At 59.9% G+C, this 19,688-nt stretch carries 20 protein-coding genes and 1 pseudogene; 9 read left to right on the forward strand and 12 right to left on the reverse strand.

Going from position 1 to position 19,688, the window contains the following annotated elements; genetic code table 11:
• Positions 1 to 182: 182 nt before the first annotated feature.
• From ccmB to QO002_RS00865, 4 genes are read left to right on the forward strand one after another with little or no spacing between them, the layout of a single operon-like run.
• Entirely contained in the window at positions 183 to 842 is a 660-nt protein-coding gene (gene ccmB, locus QO002_RS00850) for a heme exporter protein CcmB (RefSeq protein WP_307225750.1), read from the forward strand.
• Between the two features lie 60 nt (positions 843 to 902).
• Entirely contained in the window at positions 903 to 1,664 is a 762-nt protein-coding gene (locus QO002_RS00855; RefSeq protein WP_307225752.1) for a heme ABC transporter permease, read from the forward strand.
• 2 nt (positions 1,665 to 1,666) lie between these two features.
• Positions 1,667 to 1,834: a heme exporter protein CcmD gene (ccmD, locus tag QO002_RS00860; protein WP_307225754.1), complete on the forward strand. Its 168-nt coding sequence runs from the start codon at positions 1,667 to 1,669 to the stop codon at positions 1,832 to 1,834.
• Positions 1,831 to 2,448, forward strand: a complete 618-nt coding sequence (locus tag QO002_RS00865; protein WP_307225756.1) for a DsbE family thiol:disulfide interchange protein — start codon at positions 1,831 to 1,833, stop codon at positions 2,446 to 2,448. The genes ccmD and QO002_RS00865 overlap by 4 nt, the downstream gene beginning before the upstream one ends.
• Here QO002_RS00865 and QO002_RS00870 read toward each other — a convergent pair.
• The 5 genes from QO002_RS00870 to dapF all read right to left on the reverse strand — a co-directional run bounded on the left by QO002_RS00870 (position 2,445) and on the right by dapF (position 7,519).
• Positions 2,445 to 3,005 (reverse strand): DUF2585 domain-containing protein, encoded by a 561-nt coding sequence (locus QO002_RS00870; RefSeq protein ID WP_307233048.1) that lies wholly within the window; start codon positions 3,003 to 3,005, stop codon positions 2,445 to 2,447. The two genes, QO002_RS00865 and QO002_RS00870, sit on opposite strands and share 4 nt — an antisense overlap.
• Positions 3,006 to 3,034: 29 nt before the next feature.
• The gene (locus QO002_RS00875) at positions 3,035 to 3,667 is read right to left on the reverse strand and encodes a septation protein A (RefSeq protein ID WP_307225759.1); all 633 of its coding nucleotides are present in this window, start codon (positions 3,665 to 3,667) and stop codon (positions 3,035 to 3,037) included.
• A gap of 106 nt (positions 3,668 to 3,773) precedes the next feature.
• The gene (gene ftsY, locus QO002_RS00880; protein WP_307225762.1) at positions 3,774 to 5,327 is read right to left on the reverse strand and encodes a signal recognition particle-docking protein FtsY; all 1,554 of its coding nucleotides are present in this window, start codon (positions 5,325 to 5,327) and stop codon (positions 3,774 to 3,776) included.
• 15 nt (positions 5,328 to 5,342) lie between these two features.
• A complete protein-coding gene (gene mtaB / locus QO002_RS00885) occupies positions 5,343 to 6,617 on the reverse strand; it encodes a tRNA (N(6)-L-threonylcarbamoyladenosine(37)-C(2))-methylthiotransferase MtaB (RefSeq protein ID WP_307225764.1) in 1,275 nt (424 codons plus the stop codon).
• Positions 6,614 to 7,519, reverse strand: a complete 906-nt coding sequence (dapF, locus tag QO002_RS00890) for a diaminopimelate epimerase (protein WP_307233051.1) — start codon at positions 7,517 to 7,519, stop codon at positions 6,614 to 6,616. The genes mtaB and dapF overlap by 4 nt, the downstream gene beginning before the upstream one ends.
• A 186-nt stretch (positions 7,520 to 7,705) precedes the next feature.
• Between dapF and QO002_RS00895 the strand changes: the two genes are divergently transcribed.
• Positions 7,706 to 8,929: an argininosuccinate synthase gene (locus QO002_RS00895; RefSeq protein WP_307225766.1), complete on the forward strand. Its 1,224-nt coding sequence runs from the start codon at positions 7,706 to 7,708 to the stop codon at positions 8,927 to 8,929.
• A gap of 57 nt (positions 8,930 to 8,986) precedes the next feature.
• Here QO002_RS00895 and QO002_RS00900 read toward each other — a convergent pair whose 3' ends face one another.
• Both QO002_RS00900 and QO002_RS00905 read right to left on the reverse strand, forming a co-directional pair.
• Positions 8,987 to 10,171 carry a multidrug effflux MFS transporter gene (locus QO002_RS00900; protein ID WP_307225767.1) on the reverse strand — a complete coding sequence of 395 codons (1,185 nt, stop codon included), beginning with the start codon at positions 10,169 to 10,171 and terminating at the stop codon, positions 8,987 to 8,989.
• Between the two features lie 8 nt (positions 10,172 to 10,179).
• Entirely contained in the window at positions 10,180 to 10,668 is a 489-nt protein-coding gene (locus tag QO002_RS00905) for a MarR family winged helix-turn-helix transcriptional regulator (RefSeq protein ID WP_307225769.1), read from the reverse strand.
• A 217-nt stretch (positions 10,669 to 10,885) separates the two neighbouring features.
• Here QO002_RS00905 and QO002_RS00910 point away from each other — a divergent pair, with 217 nt between their 5' ends.
• The 4 genes from QO002_RS00910 (at position 10,886) to typA (ending at position 16,193) form a co-directional block, all read left to right on the forward strand.
• On the forward strand, positions 10,886 to 11,149 hold the full coding sequence (locus QO002_RS00910; RefSeq protein WP_307225771.1) for a hypothetical protein: 264 nt from the start codon (positions 10,886 to 10,888) through the stop codon (positions 11,147 to 11,149).
• Positions 11,150 to 11,287: 138 nt separating this feature from the next.
• Positions 11,288 to 11,929 carry a LysE family translocator gene (locus QO002_RS00915; RefSeq protein WP_307225773.1) on the forward strand — a complete coding sequence of 214 codons (642 nt, stop codon included), beginning with the start codon at positions 11,288 to 11,290 and terminating at the stop codon, positions 11,927 to 11,929.
• A 103-nt stretch (positions 11,930 to 12,032) separates the two neighbouring features.
• On the forward strand, positions 12,033 to 14,120 hold the full coding sequence (locus QO002_RS00920; protein WP_307225775.1) for a M3 family metallopeptidase: 2,088 nt from the start codon (positions 12,033 to 12,035) through the stop codon (positions 14,118 to 14,120).
• A 237-nt stretch (positions 14,121 to 14,357) separates the two neighbouring features.
• On the forward strand, positions 14,358 to 16,193 hold the full coding sequence (typA, locus tag QO002_RS00925; RefSeq protein ID WP_307225777.1) for a translational GTPase TypA: 1,836 nt from the start codon (positions 14,358 to 14,360) through the stop codon (positions 16,191 to 16,193).
• A 68-nt stretch (positions 16,194 to 16,261) separates the two neighbouring features.
• Here the strand turns inward: typA and gfa are convergent, their stop codons facing one another.
• The 5 genes and pseudogenes from gfa to QO002_RS00950 all read right to left on the reverse strand — a co-directional run bounded on the left by gfa (position 16,262) and on the right by QO002_RS00950 (position 19,687).
• Positions 16,262 to 16,837, reverse strand: a complete 576-nt coding sequence (gene gfa / locus QO002_RS00930; protein ID WP_307225779.1) for an S-(hydroxymethyl)glutathione synthase — start codon at positions 16,835 to 16,837, stop codon at positions 16,262 to 16,264.
• A gap of 145 nt (positions 16,838 to 16,982) precedes the next feature.
• Positions 16,983 to 17,558: pseudogene (locus tag QO002_RS00935) on the reverse strand (metallophosphoesterase family protein).
• A gap of 206 nt (positions 17,559 to 17,764) precedes the next feature.
• Positions 17,765 to 18,334 (reverse strand): CarD family transcriptional regulator, encoded by a 570-nt coding sequence (locus tag QO002_RS00940; RefSeq protein ID WP_307225782.1) that lies wholly within the window; start codon positions 18,332 to 18,334, stop codon positions 17,765 to 17,767.
• 407 nt (positions 18,335 to 18,741) lie between these two features.
• On the reverse strand, positions 18,742 to 19,080 hold the full coding sequence (fdxA, locus tag QO002_RS00945; RefSeq protein WP_307225785.1) for a ferredoxin FdxA: 339 nt from the start codon (positions 19,078 to 19,080) through the stop codon (positions 18,742 to 18,744).
• 193 nt (positions 19,081 to 19,273) lie between these two features.
• Entirely contained in the window at positions 19,274 to 19,687 is a 414-nt protein-coding gene (locus tag QO002_RS00950; RefSeq protein WP_307225787.1) for an RNA-binding S4 domain-containing protein, read from the reverse strand.
• Position 19,688: the final 1 nt, after the last annotated feature.

The following is a 19,688-nucleotide window of genomic DNA, read 5'->3' on the forward strand; positions in this document are numbered from 1 at the left end:
AAGATCAATCCGATTGTAATTATATCTTCCTAAAGTTGCGACTAAGATCGCCTTTCATTTGTAACAGGCCGCTGTAATCTGCAGATTGACCCTTGCTCCCGCTATCGCCGCTTGATTTTTCACGAACCTGATGCTTTTTGCGGTTGAGGCACAGAGCTGTGGCTCCGAGCTAGGAACAGCATTTGATCGCCCTCTTCCTCCGCGACCTGAAACTCTCAACACGATCCGGTGGCGGCGCCCTGATCGGCGTCCTGTTCTTCCTGACGGTCATTGCCGTCGTGCCTTTCGCCGTCGGGCCAGACCTCAACCTGCTTTCGCGCATCGGCCCCGCCATCCTCTGGATCGGCGCCCTGCTCTCCTGCCTTCTCGGCCTTGATCGGCTGTTCCAAGCGGAGCGTGAGGATGGGTCACTCGATCTGATCCTGATGCAGGAAACGCCGCTGGTGCTGACAGTGCTGGTCAAATGTCTCGCCCACTGGACAGCCTCCGGCCTGCCGCTGGTCATTGCCGCCCCGCTGCTCGGCCTGTTCATGAATATGGACGGCACTGCTATCGCCGCAACCATGCTGACGCTTCTGGTCGGCACGCCGGCCATCACCTTCATCGGAGCAGCAGGAGCGGGTATTGCCGTCGCCCTGCCGCGCGGTGGGCTACTCGTTTCGATCCTGGTGTTACCACTTGCCATCCCCGTACTGATCTTCGGTGTCAGCGCGGCCTATGCGGCGGTACAGGACCCAGCCCCGTTCCTGCCACCGCTCCTGATCTTGATCGCCATCACCCTGTTCTTCGCGGTGATTGGCCCCGTCGCGGCGGCGGCGGCGCTGCGTTCCTCGTCAGACTGACAGAAATGTGGTTGACCCCGATCAATTGAAGCAGGAAGCAATCCGCGTTAAAGAACCATCATGACCGACAACAGCCTTGCTATCCGAAAATTCAGCGACCTCGCCAACCCGACGCGGTTCTTGGCGCTATCAGGGCGTATCCTGCCCTGGCTGATCGGCGTAACCGCGCTTTTCTTTGTCGTCGGCCTCTATCTCGCCTTCACCACCGAAGGTGATTACCAACAAGGCGAAACCGTGCGGATCATGTATATCCATGTGCCCGCCGCCTGGCTGTCGATGATGTGTTACACGGTCATGGCCATCTCGGCCCTCGGCACGCTTGTTTGGCGCCATCCGTTGGCCGATGTCTCCGCCAAGGCCGCCGCGCCGATCGGCGCGGCCTTTACGCTGATGGCGCTGATTACCGGCTCGCTCTGGGGCAAGCCGATGTGGGGCACCTGGTGGGTCTGGGATGCGCGGCTCACCTCCGTCTTCGTACTGTTCCTGATGTATCTCGGCCTCATCGCGCTCAACCGGGCGATGGACGAGCCCGGCAAGGCTGCCAAGGTCTGCGCCATCCTCATCCTGATCGGCTTCGTCAACATCCCGATCATCAAGTTTTCGGTCGAGTGGTGGAACACACTGCACCAGCCGGCAAGCGTCATGCGCCTGGGTGGACCGACCATCGATCCCGAATTTCTGCGACCGCTGCTGGTGATGGCGATCGCCTTCACCCTTTTGTTCTTCACCTTGCATATAGCTGCCATGCGCAACGAAATCTTGCGCCGCCGGGTCACAGCACTGCGCCGGCAGGCGGCGCGTAATATTGGCCGGGAGGCTTGAGCATGTCGGGACATCTCGCCTATGTCGCCGCAAGCTACGGCGCTGCCACAATTCTCATTCTGGCTCTGATCGGCTGGGTATTCCTTGACGGTCGCGCACGCCGGAGAGAATTAAAGACGCTCGAAGACGCCGGCATCCGCCGCCGGTCCGAAGGCAAGCCCACATCATGACCGACGAAACCCGGACAACGAACAGCGAAGTCGCGGAACGGCCGAGCAAGGCGCGCTATGTGCTGGCGCTGCTGCCGCTTGCTATCTTTGGAGCCCTTGCCGCCGTGTTCTGGAGCCAGCTCGATTCCGGCCGCGACATCAGCGAAATCCCTTCCGCTCTCATCGGCACGAAAGCCCCGAGCCTCGACATGCCACCGCTCGAAGGCGCGAACCTCAGCGGAGCCCCCATGCCGGCGCTCACCGACGCCGCGATCAAGGGCAAGCTGACGCTCGTCAACATCTGGGCGTCCTGGTGCATTCCCTGTCGCGAGGAAAACCCGATAATCCTCGATCTCGCTAAAGACCCACGCCTGCAAGTCGTCGGCATCAACTACAAGGACAAGACGGGAAACGCGCTGAGCTTCCTCGGCGAACTCGGCAATCCGTTCTCCGCCATCGGCGTTGATCCGCGCGGCAAGGCGGCGATCGACTGGGGTGTCTACGGAATTCCGGAATCCTATCTCGTCGGCGCAGACGGAACGATCCTGTACAAGCGCGTCGGCCCATTCGATGACCGCAGCCTGAAGGAAGGGCTCTTTCCGGCGATTGAAGCCGCGCTGGCAGGCAAGAGCTAGATCCCGCTCTGCCACGCCTTCACGGATTCCAGCGGATAAACCAGCATCAGCACGTTGAGTGTGAGATTGTCGCGGATCAGCCAGCCGGTGAAAAGCTCGAAGACGATAGCGACGGCCACCGTGACCAACACCGGCATACGCCAGGCAAAGAAGAATCCAGCGGCCATGAAGATTGTATCCATTACCGAATTCAGGATGCTGTCGCCGTAATAATCCAGCGAGATGGTCGCCGTTCGGTAGCGGTCGATGATGATGGGCGAATTCTCAAGAAGCTCCCAACCGCTTTCGATCAGCACCGCAAATAGCAGCCGCGCCGCCAGCGGCTTTCCGCGAAACAGCAGGTGCGCAATGCCGTAGAAGATGAAGCCGTGGATGATGTGGGACGGCGTGTACCAATCGGCCAGATGCTGCGAATTACCGGGGCTGTTGACCACCGGTTCGAACAGTTTGACGTAGCCGCAGGTGCAGATCGGCGTGCGGCCCATCCAGTATTGCGCCAATGCCTGAACAATCAGGACAGCGAGACAGACGAGCAGCCAGAGCGTCGTGTGCCGCATCGTCCTGTCATGATTCGGCAAAACGGCGCTCAAGCGTCAGCTTCCTGGTCGAGCGAGTGCTTCATGATCAGCGGCATTTGCGACAGCGTGAAGAGCACGGTGATCGGCATCGTGCCCCAGACCTTGAAGGCCACCCAGAAATCCGTCGAGAAATTGCGCCAGACGACTTCATTCATGATGGCGAGGAACACGAAGAAGATGCCCCAACGGATGGTGAGCTTTCGCCAACCGGCCTCATCCAGCCGAAAGGCAGAATGGAAAACATAGCCGAGCAGCGATTTGCCGAAGAGCAGACCGCCAAGCAGGATGACACCGAACAGCGAATTGACGATGGTCGGCTTCATCTTGATGAAGGTGTCGTTCTGCAGATAGAGCGTCAGAGCGCCAAAAATGAAGACGACGATACCGGAAATCAGCGGCATGATCGGCAGCGTACGGGTGAATATCCACGACACGGTGAGCGCGAGAGCAGTTGCGGCCATGAACAGTCCGGTCGCGATGAAAATCGGACCACCGAGCTCAGTCAGCGCCGGAAAATGCGCGCCCAGCCATTCGCCCCGCGCATTGGCGAAGAAGAACACCACCAGCGGGCCAAGCTCCAGAACCATCTTGAGAAGCGGGCTGATTTCCTTGCGCGGCTTTGCAGCCTCGATAGACGACATTGCAGTTTCCTTGGCAGACAAGCCTTGAGCCCCGGTATGATCGCAATCACGGCGCGATCGGTTTCTCCGGCAATAACATCAGCAAAACGGCAAAACTATATCCGGGTCAATGGGGGATGCCGGCGATCGCCTCGGCAAAATCCCTGGCCTCGAACGGCTCGAGATCATCGACACCCTCGCCGACACCGATGAAATAGACCGGCAGCTTATGCTTGGCCGAGATCGCAACGAGAATGCCGCCCCGCGCGGTACCGTCAAGCTTGGTCATGATCAGGCCGTTGACGCCAGCGACATTGCGGAAAATCTCGACCTGATTGAGGGCGTTCTGGCCTGTCGTCGCGTCGAGCGTCTGCAGCACGGTATGGGGCGCATCCGGATCGAGCTTGCCGAGCACGCGGACGATCTTTTCAAGTTCCGCCATCAGTTCCGTGCGGTTCTGAAGGCGCCCGGCCGTATCGATGATCAGCACGTCGCTCTTCTTCAGCCGCGCCTGCTCGAAAGCTTCATAGGCGAGACCAGCGGCATCAGCGCCGAGTTTCGAGGAAACGATGTCGGAGTTGGTGCGCTCGGCCCAGATTTTCAGCTGCTCGATGGCTGCCGCGCGAAACGTGTCGCCGGCGGCGAGCATGACCTTGAGACCGGCGCCGGAAAGTTTGGCTGCGAGCTTGCCGATGGTCGTCGTCTTGCCAGTGCCGTTGACGCCGACGACGAGGATGACATGCGGCTTGTGGGACAGATCGAGTTGCAACGGCTTGGCGACCGGCGACAGGACCTTGGTGATCTCGGCCGCCATGATGCGCGAGACGTCTTCGCCGGTGACATCCTTGCCGTAGCGCTCGGAGGCCAGCGTATCGGTGATACGAAGCGCCGTTTCGACGCCGAGGTCAGCCTGGATCAGCAGGTCTTCGAGCTCCTGCAGCGTATCGTCGTCCAGCTTGCGCTTGGTGAAGAGCGCGGTGATCTGGCCGGTGAGCTGCGAGGACGTGCGCGCCAGTCCCTGGCGCAGGCGCTGAAACCAGGTGAGCTTCTGTTTGGGCGTTTCGGCGACGGGTTCGATAATAGCAGGGCCGGTGGCAAAACCCTTGGGAAGTGTTGGAGGTGCAACTTGCTCCGTCTGATCTCCCCCGTTGAGGGGGAGATGTCCCGAAGGGACAGAGGGGGTTAAAGCCGCCTCGTCCTCGAGCGTTTCTGTTTCAGGAGTCTCATCCGCGGCCTTAGAGAATGAGGACGGCTCCTCGCCCCCCTCTGCCCTGTCGGGCATCTCCCACTCAAGGGAGGAGATCGCTAGAGGCGCTTCCTCCGTATCCACTGCAGCTTCCGCTTCCAAGAGCGACAACGGCGTGACGCCGAGATCGCCGATCTGCTCCGCGGCAGGCATCGGCAAAACAGCGTCGGCGTCCTCGCTTGCAGTTTCCGCGCTCGCCGCAAGATCATCCGCCGGACCGCCGGCATTCTCCATCTCTTCGGAAAGCACCGGATCGATGGCGAGCGGCAGGTTTTCTTCGCGAGAATGCGGCTCAAGCTCGGCCTCGACGGCGCGGCGTTCGTCCGGCGTGAGCGCGCCTGCCGGAGAAATTTCCTCGGAGACGACAGGCGGTTCGCCCTCGGCGGGCTTGTCCTTGCCGAAGGTGAAAACCCGTTTGATGAAGCTCAGCGCCATTGTCCGTCCGTATCGTCAGGCCGCGTCGGCGGCCGTCAATTGCATTTCGAGATGTCTGCCGTTGTGGCCGGTGATCCGCGCCCACACCATCTCGCGCGGACGAAGGGTCGGCACCGCGACAAGGGTGAAGTTTTCCGTATGGGCCAGCCCGTTGTTCTCTACGAGCAGCCATTGCTGCGTTCCAACCATGCTGTCAAGATGGCCCTGCATTAGCCGAAGTCCAGTGGCGCGCAGCCTTGCCGCCCGTTCCTTGATCACCACACGATCGAGCTGCGGCATGCGGGTGGCCGGCGTTCCCGGGCGGGGGCTGTAGGGGAAGACGTGCAGATGGGCGATGCCGGCCTCTTCCGCGAGGCTTGCGGCATTGGCGAACATCTCCTCGGTCTCCGTCGGAAACCCGGCAATCATGTCCGCTCCGAAACTGACATCCGGACGGAGACGGCGCACATCCTCGACGAAACGCAGCGCATCGGCGCGCAGGTGACGACGCTTCATCCGCTTCAGGATCATGTCGTCGCCGTGCTGCAGCGACAGATGCAGGTGCGGCATGAAGCGCGGCTCGTCGGCGATCAGGTCCATCAGATGCCGGTCGGCCTCGATGCTGTCGATGGAGGAGAGCCGCAGACGACGGATATCCGGCACCTGCTTCAGCAGCGTTTTGGCAAGTAGCCCGAGCGTCGACTGGCCCGGCAGGTCTGCGCCGTAGCTCGTCGCATCCACGCCCGTCAGAACGATCTCGCTGTAGCCGCCTTCGGTCAGCTTGCGCGCCTGATCGACCACGGCGCCCATCGGCACCGAGCGGGAATTGCCGCGACCATAGGGGATGACGCAGAAGGTGCAGCGATGATCGCAACCGTTCTGCACCTGAACGAAAGCCCGGACGTGGCCTTCGATCAGCTTCACCATCTGCGGCGCGGTCTCGCGCACGCTCATGATGTCGTTGACGCGAAGCTTTTCTTCCGCCGAAACGCCGAAATCCGGCAGCGCGCGGTAGGAGGCGCGCTTCAGCTTCTCCTCGTTGCCGAGAACGGCATCGACCTCCGGCATTTCGGCAAAGGTCTGCTTTTCCGTCTGGGCCGCGCAGCCGGTGACGATGATGCGGGCATGGGGATTTTCGCGGCGCGCGCGACGGATCGCCTGGCGGGCCTGGCGCACGGCCTCGCCGGTGACGGCGCAGGTGTTGACGAGAATGGCGTTGTTCAGCCCCGCCTTCTCGGCCTCGCTGCGCATGACTTCGGATTCGTAGGTGTTGAGACGACAGCCGAAGGTTATGACGTCAACGCCGCTCACAGCGCCCGCGCCTCGGCCGGCTCCTCGCGGCTGAAGACGCCGGTTTGCGGATCGACCGTTCCGGACCATTCCCATTCTGCCGGGCCGGTCATGATCACATGATCATCACGCTCGCGCCACTCGATCGAAAGAATGCCGGGCGGCGTGGCGCTGGCAACGCGGATCGTGACATCGCGTCCCGTACGCCCGGTACGCGCCGCACTGACGGCGGCAGCGCAAGCGGCGGAACCACATGCGAGCGTGAGGCCTGCGCCGCGCTCCCATGTGCGAGTATTAAGCGAGGTCGCAGATGTGACTTGCGCCAGCGTGATATTGGCGCGCTCGGGAAACATCGGATGGTTCTCGAGCAGCGGGCCGAAGCGTTCGAGATCGAACGACATGACGTCACGATCGACCCAGAAGATCGCGTGCGGATTGCCCATCGACATGACCGAGGGCGAATGCAGGATCGGATCGTCGATCGGCCCGATCTGCAGCTCGATTCGGCTGGTATCGTAAAATTCTTCAGAGAGCGGGATGCGGTTCCACTCGAAAACCGGCGTTCCCATATCGACGGAGATGGTGCCGTCTTCATGCTCGACGGCATTCAGGATGCCGGCAACGGTCTGGAAGGTGAAAACCTTGCGGCCGGTCTCCGAAGCGAGCGCCTGCACCACGCAGCGAGTACCGTTGCCGCAGGCTTGCGCTTTTGTACCGTCCGAATTCAGGATATCGATGAAGGCGTCGGTACCCTCTGCCTTCGCGTCATGGATCGCCATGATCTGGTCGAAGCGTGTCAACGGATCGGCATTGAGCGCAATCGCCGCTTCCGGCGTCACGCGATCACGTCGGCCGCGCATATCGACGACCAGGATCTTGTTGCCAAGCCCGTTCATCTTCGCGAATTCGACCACATCCGTCATTGCCATCGTTCCATGCTGGTTCTTGCGGTCTATATGGCGGAAATGCGCTGGAATTACCAGTCTTGCCGTGTGGCGCGCGAATAGCCGCGCACAAGCCTTGCACGGCCCCATAATCTCGCTAAAAGTGCCGCAGACTTTTTTCCGGCGCGAACCCGCGCCCTCTCAACGACCAGACGGACATCAACCATGGCATCGCACAAGCAAGTGAAAAAGGTCGTCCTCGCCTATTCCGGCGGGCTCGACACTTCGATCATCCTGAAATGGCTGCAGACGGAACTCGGCGCCGAAGTCGTGACCTTCACCGCCGATCTCGGCCAGGGCGAGGAGCTCGAACCGGCGCGCAAGAAGGCCGAGATGATGGGCATCAAGGAAATCTACATCAAGGATGTGCGCGAAGAGTTCGTAAAGGACTTCGTCTTCCCGATGTTCCGCGCCAATGCCGTCTATGAAGGCGTCTACCTGCTCGGCACCTCGATTGCCCGCCCGCTGATCTCCAAGCACCTGATCGACATTGCTCGCGAAACCGGTGCTGACGCCATCGCCCACGGTGCGACCGGCAAGGGCAACGACCAGGTTCGCTTCGAGCTTTCCGCCTACGCGTTGAACCCGGACATCAAGATCATCGCTCCCTGGCGCGACTGGTCGTTCAAAAGCCGCACCGACCTGCTCGCCTTTGCCGAAGAACACCAGATCCCGGTTGCCAAGGACAAGAAAGGCGAAGCCCCCTTCTCCGTCGATGCAAACCTGCTGCACTCCTCTTCCGAGGGCAAGGTATTGGAAGATCCGGCTGTCGAGGCACCGGAATACGTGCACATGCGCACCATCTCACCGGAAGCAGCGCCTGACAAACCAACGGTCATCAAGATCGGCTTCGAGCAGGGCGATGCCGTCTCGATCAATGGCGTGCGCCTGTCGCCGGCAACGCTGCTAGCCCAGCTCAACGACTACGGCCGCGACAACGGCATCGGCCGCCTCGACCTCGTGGAAAACCGCTTCGTCGGCATGAAGTCGCGCGGCGTCTACGAAACCCCCGGCGGCACGATTCTGCTAGCCGCACACCGCGGCATCGAATCGATCACACTCGACCGGGGTGCAGCCCACCTCAAGGATGAGCTGATGCCGCGCTACGCCGAGCTCATCTATTATGGCTTCTGGTTCTCGCCGGAGCGCCAGATGCTGCAGGCGGCGATCGATCTCAGCCAGAAGGATGTCGAAGGCGAAGTGACGCTGAAGCTCTACAAGGGCAACGTCATGACCATCGGCCGCGAGAGCCCCAAGTCGCTCTATTCCGACAAGCTGGTCACCTTCGAGGACGACCAGGGCGCCTACGATCAGAAGGATGCCGCCGGCTTCATCAAGCTTAACGCGCTGCGCCTGCGCACGCTGGCTGCCCGCAACCGCGACAAGTAAGCCCATTCAGGTTGAATTTAAGAGCCCGCCTTCGGAAACGAGGGCGGGCTTTTCGTATCAGCCGACGACGGCCCGGCGGGTGAGCTGCACGAAACGCAGGTAGCTCAGCACCGGTATCAACGCCATGGTCGGGATGATGATGCCGAAGGCGGCAAAAGGCGTGCCCATCCACGCTGCCGCAAGGCCGCCGAGGAAACCGCCGGCCATCTGGATGAAGCCCATCATCGCAGAAGCGGAACCCGCAATATGTGGGAACGATTGCAGCGCTGCCGTCGTCATATGTGGCGTCAGGAAGGCAATGCCGAAACTCAGGAACGCCACCGGTAGCATCACCGAAAGATAGCTCGGCGTCACGATCTGGACGGAGAGCGCAATCAGCAGGCCTCCCGTCGCCAGCATGGCAAGCCCGGCCCTGACCGAACCCTCTCCACCCAGTTTCTCCGCCGTCAATCGCAGGCAGACGGAACCGAAGAAATAGGAGCCGGACTGCATCAGCATGCCGATGCCGAAGGCTGTCGGTGTCAGCCCCACCCGTTCAATGAGGATGAAGGGCAGCATTGTCGCCTGCGCATAAAGGGCACCGACCGAGCCGCCGAGAACGAGCGCTGCTGCAATGAAGCGGCCATCCTTCAAGAGGCTCCAATAGGCGGCAAGCAATCGGCGTGGACGGGCGAGCGCTCGATCGGCCACCGTCGTCTCGCGCATGAAGATCAACACGGCTGACGCCGTCAGCAGGCCGAAGCCGATCAGCACGAGAAAAATCGAATGCCAGCCAAAGGCGGCAAGCGCCAGACCTCCGATCGTCGGCGCCATGGCCGGGCCGATCGCCAGCATGATGCCGATCAGGTTCATGATCCGCGAGGCCTCTGTCCCGGTGAACTGGTCGCGCACGATGGCACGGGCAACCGTGATGCCGACCGAAGCGCCGATCCCTTGGATCAACCGTCCGGCAAGAAGCCACTCGACGCTCGGCGCCAGGATACAGATGAGACTTCCCAGCAGGTTGATGCCGACGAAGGCAAGCGTCGCAGTCTTGCGACCGAAGGCATCGGACATTGGGCCAGACACCAGCTGCGCAACCGAAAAGCCACCGAAATAAACCGACAGCGTCAGCTTGATCATCGATTCCGTCGAGGAGAAAGCCTCGACCAGCTCGGGCATCGCCGGCGTATAGATCGACATGGAAATCGGTCCGAGCGTTGCCAGAAGCGCACCGAGAATGCTGGTGCGACGCTCGCTCATTCTGAGGCTCATGGCGCCGGATTCTTTCCGGCTGGATTTTTATCGAGGGTACCGCGATCGATCTGCTGCAGATTGTCGCGAAGCATCTGGAGGCTTGAACGCAGCATTTCGCGGGCCGCCGGTTCAAGTCCAACCGTAACCTGCTCCATCAGTTCGCGGACTTCCGTTCGGATTGCCGTCAGGGCGAGATCCGCGGTGTCGGTGATAACAACGTTTTTCGCTCGCCGGTCGCCGGGATCAGGCACACGCTGGACCAGTTCCAGCGCTTCAAGGCGGTCGAGATAGGTGGAAAGCGTCATCGGCTCGATGCCGAGCTTGATGGCGATATCGGCCTGCTTGATGCCACCGGCGAGCGCCACCTGGATCAGCGTGCGCGCCTCTCCGGGCGTGAGTTCGACCCCGGAGGCGTTGATGCGCCGATCGAAGGCGCCGCGCAGGAGACGGGAAACATCTGTCAGCAGCATGCCGATCGTATCGGACTCAAGTTTTACGGACATAAAATGGCCAGCGGGGTTGGTCGTAAGCTTTGCTTATCATCGGCCACTCAAAGCAACAACCCACGATCCCAATAGCGAATTTCAGGCATCACGAATATATCACAAGAAGACACGTCGGATGACAACACGGTGCATCGCGCAGCCGTGAATTGAATGTGTATCCGTATCAGCGTCAGCATCCCCCGGACCGCAAAGGTCCTAACCTGGGAGAGACAAAATGATCAGAACCACCACACTGGCCCTCACGCTCGCTATCGGTTTTTCCGCACCTGTTTTTGCCGCCGGCATGGCGACCTGCGACGAGGCATCGATGATGAAGACGGAGGAGATGGCCAAGGGGATGACAGATCCGATGAAAAAGGATCAGATGATGATGGCCACGCAGGAAATTGACAGCGCCAAGATGGCGATGAAGGCCGGCAATATGGACGAATGCTCCACCCATATGGACAACGCCATGAAGGCCATGGAAACGAAATAAGCATCTGCTGAGCCGCAGCGCAAATCCGGCAAGATGGCGCTGCGGCAGACTTGACGGAATCATTCTGCAAGGATCGAATGACGCAAACTGCGCCGGTTGAACATGGCGCCGGTATCATTGTGGTCCTGGGGAACGCCAATGTCTCAAACTCTGCTCTTCGGTACGTTTCTCGCGGCCCTTTTCTACGTGCTCATTCCCGGTCCCGCCTTCCTGGCACTTCTCGGTATCGGCGCAGGTCAGGGGCGGAAGGCAGGCGCGTTGTTCATGGGCGGACACCTCGCCGGCGATCTTCTCTGGTCGACGCTTGCGCTGATCGCCATTGTTGGCGCCAAGACCATCGGAAGCACGGTTTTCGACATCCTCGGCCTGCTCTGTGGCCTCTATCTCGGCTGGATCGCCTGGACGGCGTTGAAGGCAAAACCGCGCGGTGAAAATCAGCTGCTGTTGACGGTGGAACGCCCTCTTCGTCGCGGGCTGGTCTTCGGGCTCACCAATCCCAAGGGCTATCCGGTGGCGCTTGCTACCTTCACGGCATTGCTCGCGGGCTCCGCCAACGCGCTCGATTTCGATGCGTTGCCGGCTTTGCTCGCTGTTTCCTTCCTCGGCTTTCTTGTCGCCGACATCATTCTGATCGGTATCATCGGCGCGTCCTTCGTCCGCCGTTTCTATCGCCGTCATGAACTGGCGATCGTACGGCTCTCAGGCGTGCTGTTCATGGGCTTTGCCGTACAGGCAATCTGGCATGCCGCGCCCGGCCTACTCGGTATGCGCAAGCCTTGACCGCTTGTCGTCAGCGACCCATCTGAAGACACGACCTCCACTTTCGGCGACAGGATCGCAGGCTTGCCATGACGCGGGCCATTTCAATGTGAAAGGATTTCCCATGACCTCCGAGACGACGCTGAACCCGGCCCTGACTGACTGGAACGGGCTGAACGGCCTTCCGCGTTTCGAGGCTGTCTCCGATGATGATTTTGCGCCCGCCTTCGAGGCAGCGTTGAAGGAGCATGAGGCGGAAATTGATGCTATCGCCAGCAATCCCGATGCTCCGACCTTCGAAAACACCGTCATTGCGCTGGAGATCGCCGGCGATAGCCTCTCGCGTGTCTCTGCCCTGTTCTGGAACCGGGCCGGCGCGCATACCAATGATGCCATCCAGGCGCTCGAGCGCGAGATCGCTCCGAAGATGTCGCGCCATTATTCGAAGATCGGCATGAATGCCACGCTTTTCCAGCGCATCGACACCCTCTGGGAAAATCGCGAGACGCTCGGTCTCAATACCGAGGCAACGCGCGTGCTGGAACGCCATTGGAAGGGTTTCGTGAAATCGGGTGCCAAGCTGCCGACGGATGAGCAGGAGCGGCTTGCGGCCATCAACGAGAAGCTTGCCGCTCTCGGCGCAAGTTTCGGCCAGAATGTATTGGCGGATGAGAAGAGCTGGTCGCTGATCCTCTCCGACGAAGCCGAGCTTACCGGCCTGCCGCCTTTCCTAACGGATGCCATGGCGTCCGCTGCCCGCGAGCGCGGCGAGGAAGGCAAATATGCCGTCACCCTGTCGCGCTCGATCATCGAACCGTTCCTCACTTTCTCGGAAAATCGCGAGCTGCGCGAGCAGGCGTTCAAGGCCTGGGCGGCGCGCGGCGAAAATGGCGGTGACACCGACAACAGGGAGATCGTGCGCGAAACACTGGCACTGCGCAGCGACATGGCCAAGCTGCTTGGATACGGTAATTACGCTGAACTGAAGCTCGACAACACCATGGCAAAGACGGCCGATGCCGTGAACGATCTTCTGAAGGCCGTCTGGGCGAAGGCCTTGAAGCGAGCCGGGGAAGAAGAGGCCGATATCGCCGAACTGATAGCTCGCGAAGGCAAGAACCATGAGGTCATGCCCTGGGACTGGCGTCACTATGCCGAAAAGATCCGGGCCGAGAAATTCGATTTCTCCGAAGCCGAGTTGAAGCCCTATCTGCAGCTCGAAAAGATCATCGACGCCTGCTTCGATGTCGCCAGCCGCCTCTTCGGCATTCGCGCCGTCGAGAAGAAGGGCGTTCCCGCCTATCATCCCGACGTACGCGTCTTTGAAATCCGCGATCGCGACGACAAGCTCATTGCTCTCTTCCTCGGCGATTATTTCGCCCGTTCTTCGAAGCGCTCCGGCGCCTGGATGAGCGCCTTCCAGTCGCAGCACAAATTGCCCCTGAAAAACGGTAGGCACGGCGAACTGCCGATCATCTACAACGTCTGCAACTTCGCAAAACCTGCCGAAGGAAAGCCGGCGCTGCTGTCGCTCGACGATGCCCGCACGCTGTTCCATGAATTTGGCCATGCCCTGCATGGCATGCTGTCAAACGTGACCTATCCATCCGTCTCCGGCACCAGCGTCTCGCGCGACTTCGTGGAGTTGCCCTCGCAGCTCTATGAACACTGGCTAACGGTGCCTGATATCCTCAAGCAATATGCCGTGCATGTCGAAACCGGTGCACCGATGCCACAAACCCTGCTCGATAAGGTTCTCGCCGCCCGCACCTTCAATGCCGGCTTCAACACTGTCGAGTTCACCTCTTCCGCGCTGGTCGACATGACCTTCCACACCCGCGAAGCTGTCGAGGACCCAATGACTGTGCAGGCGGAGATCCTTGGCGAAATCGGCATGCCGAAATCGATCGTCATGCGCCATGCGACACCGCACTTTCAGCACATCTTCTCCGGCGGCTATTCGGCCGGATATTACTCCTACATGTGGTCCGAGGTGCTCGATGCCGATGCCTTCTCCGCCTTTGAGGAGACGGGTGACGCCTTCAACGGCGAAACGGCGAGGAAGCTCAAGGACAACATCTATTCCGTCGGTGGCGCCATCGATCCGGAAGATGCGTATCGCGCCTTCCGGGGTAAGCTGCCAAGCCCGGAGGCGATGCTGCGCAAGAAGGGGCTTGCTGCGACGGAGGAACTTTCCGGCTCGGACGCTTGAACCGCTCGGAAAGCCTGTCAAATCACCGACATCCATTTCTGTCATTGAGGGGCGCCGATACCCATCCCCGCCCCTCAATGACGATGGCAATATGACCGCTCGATACGACCTATGCACGCCTTGCACGGCAAGTCTTTGTCTTGCCCCCTTTCGCAAAAGCGAAAAAACCTGTATGAGCCCGGCCATTGAAGATGCGGCGTGCCTCAGATACGCCCCGAAACCTCCGAGTATTCACACATGAAAATGCGCAACATCGCGATCATCGCACACGTTGACCATGGGAAAACCACGCTTGTCGACGAACTTCTGAAGCAGTCGGGTTCTTTCCGCGACAACCAGCGCACGACCGAGCGCATGATGGACAGCAACGATCTTGAAAAAGAGCGCGGCATCACCATCCTGGCGAAGGCCACCTCGATCGAGTGGAAGGGCGTCCGCATCAACATCGTCGACACCCCCGGCCACGCCGACTTCGGTGGTGAAGTCGAGCGCATCCTGTCGATGGTGGACGGCGCGATCGTTCTGGTCGACTCGTCTGAAGGCCCGATGCCGCAGACCAAGTTCGTCGTCTCCAAGGCGCTGAAGGTCGGCCTTCGCCCGATCGTCGCGATCAACAAGATCGACCGTCCGGACGGCCGGCACGAGGAAGTCATCAACGAGGTTTTCGACCTCTTCGCAAACCTTGATGCGACCGATGAACAGCTCGACTTCCCGATCCTCTACGGTTCGGGCCGCAATGGCTGGATGAACCTCAATCCGGAAGGCCCGAAGGAAGAAGGCCTTGCGCCGCTTCTCGACCTCGTCCTCAAGCACGTTCCGGAGCCGAGCGTCGGCGAAGAAGACGGTGCGTTCCGCATGATCGGCACGATCCTGGAAGCCAACCCCTTCCTCGGCCGCATCATCACCGGCCGCATTCATTCCGGTTCGATCAAGCCGAACCAGGCCGTCAAGGTTCTCGGCCAGGACGGCAAGCTGATCGAAAACGGCCGTATTTCGAAAATCCTCGCCTTCCGCGGTATCGAGCGTACGCCGATTGAAGAAGCCCATGCGGGCGACATCGTCGCGATCGCCGGCCTGTCCAAGGGCACGGTCGCTGACACGTTCTGCGATCCTTCGGTCACCGAGGCACTGCACGCGCAGCCGATTGACCCGCCGACCGTCACCATGTCCTTCATCGTCAACGACAGCCCGCTTGCCGGCACCGAAGGCGACAAGGTTACATCCCGTGTCATCCGCGACCGTCTGTTCAAGGAAGCCGAAGGCAACGTCGCGCTGAAGATTGAAGAAGCCGAAGGCAAGGATTCGTTCTACGTTTCCGGCCGTGGTGAATTGCAGCTGGCCGTTCTGATCGAAACCATGCGCCGCGAAGGCTTCGAGCTTGCCGTGTCGCGTCCGCGCGTCGTTATGCACAAGGATGAGGCGACCGGCCAGATGCTGGAGCCGATCGAGGAAGTCGTCATCGACGTGGATGAAGAATATTCCGGCGTCGTCGTCCAGAAAATGTCCGAGCGCAAGGCCGAAATGGCCGAGCTTCGTCCGTCCGGCGGCAACCGCGTCCGCCTGAAGTTCTTCGCTCCGACCCGCGGCCTCATCGGCTACCAGTCGGAACTTCTGACCGATACGCGCGGCACGGCGATCATGAACCGCCTGTTCCACGAATATCAGCCGTACAAGGGCGATATCGGTGGCCGCGTTCAGGGCGTTCTGCTCTCCAACGACGCCGGCGAGTCCGTCGCCTACGCCATGTTCAACCTGGAAGACCGCGGCCCGATGATCATCGACGTCGGCGAAAAGGTCTATGCGGGCATGATCATCGGCATCCACACCCGCGACAACGACCTCGAAGTGAATGTGCTGAAGGGCAAGAAGCTCACCAACATGCGCGCCTCCGGTAAGGACGAAGCCGTCAAGCTGACGCCGCCGATCCGCATGACGCTCGACCGGGCGCTGTCCTGGATCCAGGACGACGAACTGGTTGAAGTGACGCCGAAAAACATCCGCCTGCGCAAGATGTATCTCGACAGCAACGACCGCAAGCGTTTCGAAAAGTCCCGCTCTGCTGGCGCTGCATAAGAGCAAGCATACGGACCATCAGAAAGGGCGCAGCGACATCCATCGCTGCGCCCTTTTCATTTTGCCGATCAGGATTTCAGGACGCCGCTTTTCTTCGCTGTCCAGGTAGCGATATAGTCCATCAGGGCGCTGTTCAGGCAGTCCGACGGGGTCAGGCCCAGCTCACTCAGTCGCGCCCGAATGGCCGGCATGTCGTCGGGATTGGTGCCCGATTCGATAATGGACGAGACGAAGGCAGCGAAACCGGGAGGCGCCCAGCCGTCATCCTCGAAGCGTTCTGGGTGGATGAAGTCGAGCCCCTGAAACGGATGCTCGCGCTCCACCGGACCATACATATGCACGCCGCAGCCTGTGCATGCGTGTCGCTGTATCAACGCGGATTTATCGACGATCTCAAGCTTGTCACCGTTTTCGAGAACGGTGATCTTGTCATGCGGAACCACGGCAACGACTGAAAACGTCGCGCCCGACGGTTTCCAGCATTTGGTGCAACCGCAGGCATGATTGTGCGCAACATCGCCTTCGACTTTTACCTTCACAGGTTTGTCCGCACAGGCGCATACGAGGATACTGCCGGAGAAACCCGCTCGGCCCTTCGGCAGGCCTTGATCGAGCAATGGATGCAAAGAAACTGTGGCTGCCATATTCTCCTCCCGCTGCCGGTTAAGATAGCGCCTCCGCGCCGGCAGACCGCACAAGGCGCCTGGAGAACAGCATAGCACGACGGGAAAAAGAGTCTCGTGCAGTTCATAGGATCGGCCATTCCCAGACCGACTCGAGATCAATGAACTATCTTGTCTGCATGAACTCAAGCGGCCCGCCGGCGACATCATCGTGGAATACGGCACACGACAAGGCACCACCGAAGACACAGGCGCTGTCGATGTTTGTGCGGTTGCCGGTGGTGCGAGGATTGGATCTGGAAGCCGTATGGCCGTGGCAGAGGTGCTTGCCCCAGTATTCCGTCGCGGAGTGGGTGCGAAGCCATAGCAGGTCATGCGGGCTCTGCTTGTCGATCGGAAATTCGGGAGTGACACCCGCATGGACGAAAATCCGGTGCGCATCGACATGCATCAGCGGCAGACCGTCCGCCCAGGCCACATTCTCCGCCGGTACCCTGCCGTCATAGGAGAGCTCGGTTTCGAGACCACCATTGTCGATCCATCAGCTACGCTCAGAGCGTCCCGTGTAGGCTCCGGCCATCATGTCCTCGTGATTACCCTTAAGGGTGATCCATCGCCATTCTGCGTTTTTGGGACCGGCTCTCAAAAGTTCAATGACACCCTTACTGTCAGGGCCACGGTCGATGTAATCGCCGAGAAAGACGACGGTACCGGATGTTTGGCTCGCCTCGATCATTGCCAGGAGTTTTTAGAGAGGCTCAGGGCAGCCGTGGATATCGCCGATGGCAAATGTAAAACTCATTGCTGGCCGTCTTTCGGAAGACGTTTCCGGGGTGTCAGAGTTACGAGTTCGCTTCTTGGGCAGCGGTGACCGAGATGTTTAAGGGAGCAACAAAAAAGCCCCGTCATTGCTGACAGGGCTTTTCGCAGAAAACCGTTGTCGCGAAATTACGCGGCTTCGTCCTGGGATTCGTCTTCTTCAACGGCCTTGCCGCGCTTCGGACCCTTGGCCAGATTGGTCTCTACAAGGCGAACGGCCTCGGTTTCCGACATCTTGTTGACGGCGGCGATTTCGCGCGCCATGCGATCAAGTGCAGCTTCATAAAGCTGACGTTCGGAATAGGACTGCTCCGGCTGGTTTTCAGCGCGATACAGGTCGCGAACCACTTCGGCGATGGCGATCAGGTCGCCGGAATTGATCTTTGCATCATATTCCTGCGCACGGCGCGACCACATGGTGCGCTTCACGCGAGCCCGGCCCTGAACGACCTTCAATGCACGCTCGACGAAATCGGTCTCGCAAAGCTTGCGCATGCCAATGCTGACGGCTTTGGCAACCGGCACCTTGAGACGCATCTTGTCCTTTTCGAAATCGATCACAAACAGTTCGAGCGACATGCCCGCGACCACCTGCTCCTCGATAGCAACGATCTGGCCGACGCCGTGCGCCGGATAAACGATCGATTCACCGGTCTTAAAGCCGTGGCGGGTTGAAGATTTTTTCTGCTGGGTCGTCATTCGTTTCAAAAACTCCCTGTTACACTCCCGGCGACAAGCCGGGGCCGGGTCAGGCAGGCCCGGAATGGACGGGGACACCGTCGGGTGACTCCATTCTGGTCCGCTTCATGAACTCAAGCGAGCTTCTTCGGTGCGATCACAGACAAGCAACAGACGTTGCGTATTTGGGGTGAGCCGCGCCTAAGACTTCGTTTGCTTTCGTGATGGTTTTCGGGCGCACGTTTGCGCCGCGATGTGGATCAGTTTTTCCACCCTATCACAAAAAACTGCCGAAATCAATAATTTGCTTCACAAGCATCATCAGGCCCAACTTGCCCTTGAGGGACATAGTTAAGCCGCACTTCCCGCAATTTCGCCATTTTTTCGAATCCGTTTTTGACAGATCGAAATCGGTGGCGGATCAGGCGTCAGTCGCCCTGTCCAGGGTTGGGAGAGAAGTACTTTTCGTACTTTCCTTCTTCGCCATCCATCTCATTGGCTTCCGGCATCGCATCGCGCTTGATGGTGATGTTGGGCCACTGGGTCGCGAAATCCGAGTTCACTTTCAGCCACATATCAAGGCCCGGCTCAGTATCGGGCTTGATGGCACCTGCCGGACATTCCGGCTCACAGACGCCGCAGTCGATGCATTCGTCGGGATGAATGACGAGGAAGTTCTCACCTTCGTAGAAGCAGTCTACCGGGCACACTTCCACACAATCGGTATATTTACAGCGAATGCAGTTGTCGGTCACGACATACGTCATGAGGTACTCCAGGATGTCTCACATTGGCGGCAGGCGGCGGCCGAAAAAATGCGCCGGTCCGCATCCGCGCCTGATGATCAGCCCGTGCGAAGCGTCGCGACATGGCTGCTTGGTCGATGTGTGAGGTAAAGGCTTTGCGAACCCTTTGCAAGAATATTCCATGCTCAATATCGCGCTGCAGCGGCATGGTTTTCTAATCGTCGACCCAATCGATGCCGGGTTTCAATCTATCGACTTCACGCCGTTCCTTCTTGGTCGGCCGGCCGGCTCCACGCTCACGCGTTGCCTGGGCATAGGCTGACGGTTTTTCACCAGGCACTGGCGGAGGCGTCAGATCGTCGTAGAGCAGTTTGGCTTCTTCATAAGGTCCGCGACGTTCTCCGGCCAAAAGCACGCGCACCGTCACATCGCGTCGATCAAACGACACAACCACGATATCGCCGGGCTTCAGGGAAAAGGAAGGTTGCGTGATCCGCTGGCCGTTGACACGAACATCGCCGGACTCGATCGCTTTCTGGGCGATCGAGCGAGATTTATGAAGGCGCGTAAAAAACAGCCATTTGTCGAGACGCTGGCGTGTTGCCGGCGGGGGCTGTTTTTCCGCCATG

This window comes from Pararhizobium capsulatum DSM 1112, assembly GCF_030814475.1.
In the GTDB taxonomy this organism is placed as follows: Bacteria; Pseudomonadota; Alphaproteobacteria; order Rhizobiales; family Rhizobiaceae; genus Pararhizobium; species Pararhizobium capsulatum.

Bases quoted from the DNA above. Each gene is read 5' to 3' on its own strand.
- QO002_RS00855 (WP_307225752.1), top strand. From the start codon at position 903: ATGACCGACAACAGCCTTGCTATCCGAAAATTCAGCGACCTCGCCAAC.
- ccmD (WP_307225754.1), top strand. From the start codon at position 1,667: ATGTCGGGACATCTCGCCTATGTCGCCGCAAGCTACGGCGCTGCCACA.
- QO002_RS00865 (WP_307225756.1), top strand. From the start codon at position 1,831: ATGACCGACGAAACCCGGACAACGAACAGCGAAGTCGCGGAACGGCCG.
- QO002_RS00870 (WP_307233048.1), bottom strand. From the start codon at position 3,005: ATGCGGCACACGACGCTCTGGCTGCTCGTCTGTCTCGCTGTCCTGATT.
- QO002_RS00875 (WP_307225759.1), bottom strand. From the start codon at position 3,667: ATGTCGTCTATCGAGGCTGCAAAGCCGCGCAAGGAAATCAGCCCGCTT.
- ftsY (WP_307225762.1), bottom strand. From the start codon at position 5,327: ATGGCGCTGAGCTTCATCAAACGGGTTTTCACCTTCGGCAAGGACAAG.
- dapF (WP_307233051.1), bottom strand. From the start codon at position 7,519: ATGACGGATGTGGTCGAATTCGCGAAGATGAACGGGCTTGGCAACAAG.
- QO002_RS00895 (WP_307225766.1), top strand. From the start codon at position 7,706: ATGGCATCGCACAAGCAAGTGAAAAAGGTCGTCCTCGCCTATTCCGGC.
- QO002_RS00900 (WP_307225767.1), bottom strand. From the start codon at position 10,171: ATGAGCGAGCGTCGCACCAGCATTCTCGGTGCGCTTCTGGCAACGCTC.
- QO002_RS00905 (WP_307225769.1), bottom strand. From the start codon at position 10,668: ATGTCCGTAAAACTTGAGTCCGATACGATCGGCATGCTGCTGACAGAT.
- QO002_RS00910 (WP_307225771.1), top strand. From the start codon at position 10,886: ATGATCAGAACCACCACACTGGCCCTCACGCTCGCTATCGGTTTTTCC.
- QO002_RS00915 (WP_307225773.1), top strand. From the start codon at position 11,288: ATGTCTCAAACTCTGCTCTTCGGTACGTTTCTCGCGGCCCTTTTCTAC.
- QO002_RS00920 (WP_307225775.1), top strand. From the start codon at position 12,033: ATGACCTCCGAGACGACGCTGAACCCGGCCCTGACTGACTGGAACGGG.
- typA (WP_307225777.1), top strand. From the start codon at position 14,358: ATGAAAATGCGCAACATCGCGATCATCGCACACGTTGACCATGGGAAA.
- gfa (WP_307225779.1), bottom strand. From the start codon at position 16,837: ATGGCAGCCACAGTTTCTTTGCATCCATTGCTCGATCAAGGCCTGCCG.
- QO002_RS00940 (WP_307225782.1), bottom strand. From the start codon at position 18,334: ATGACGACCCAGCAGAAAAAATCTTCAACCCGCCACGGCTTTAAGACC.
- fdxA (WP_307225785.1), bottom strand. From the start codon at position 19,080: ATGACGTATGTCGTGACCGACAACTGCATTCGCTGTAAATATACCGAT.
- QO002_RS00950 (WP_307225787.1), bottom strand. From the start codon at position 19,687: ATGGCGGAAAAACAGCCCCCGCCGGCAACACGCCAGCGTCTCGACAAA.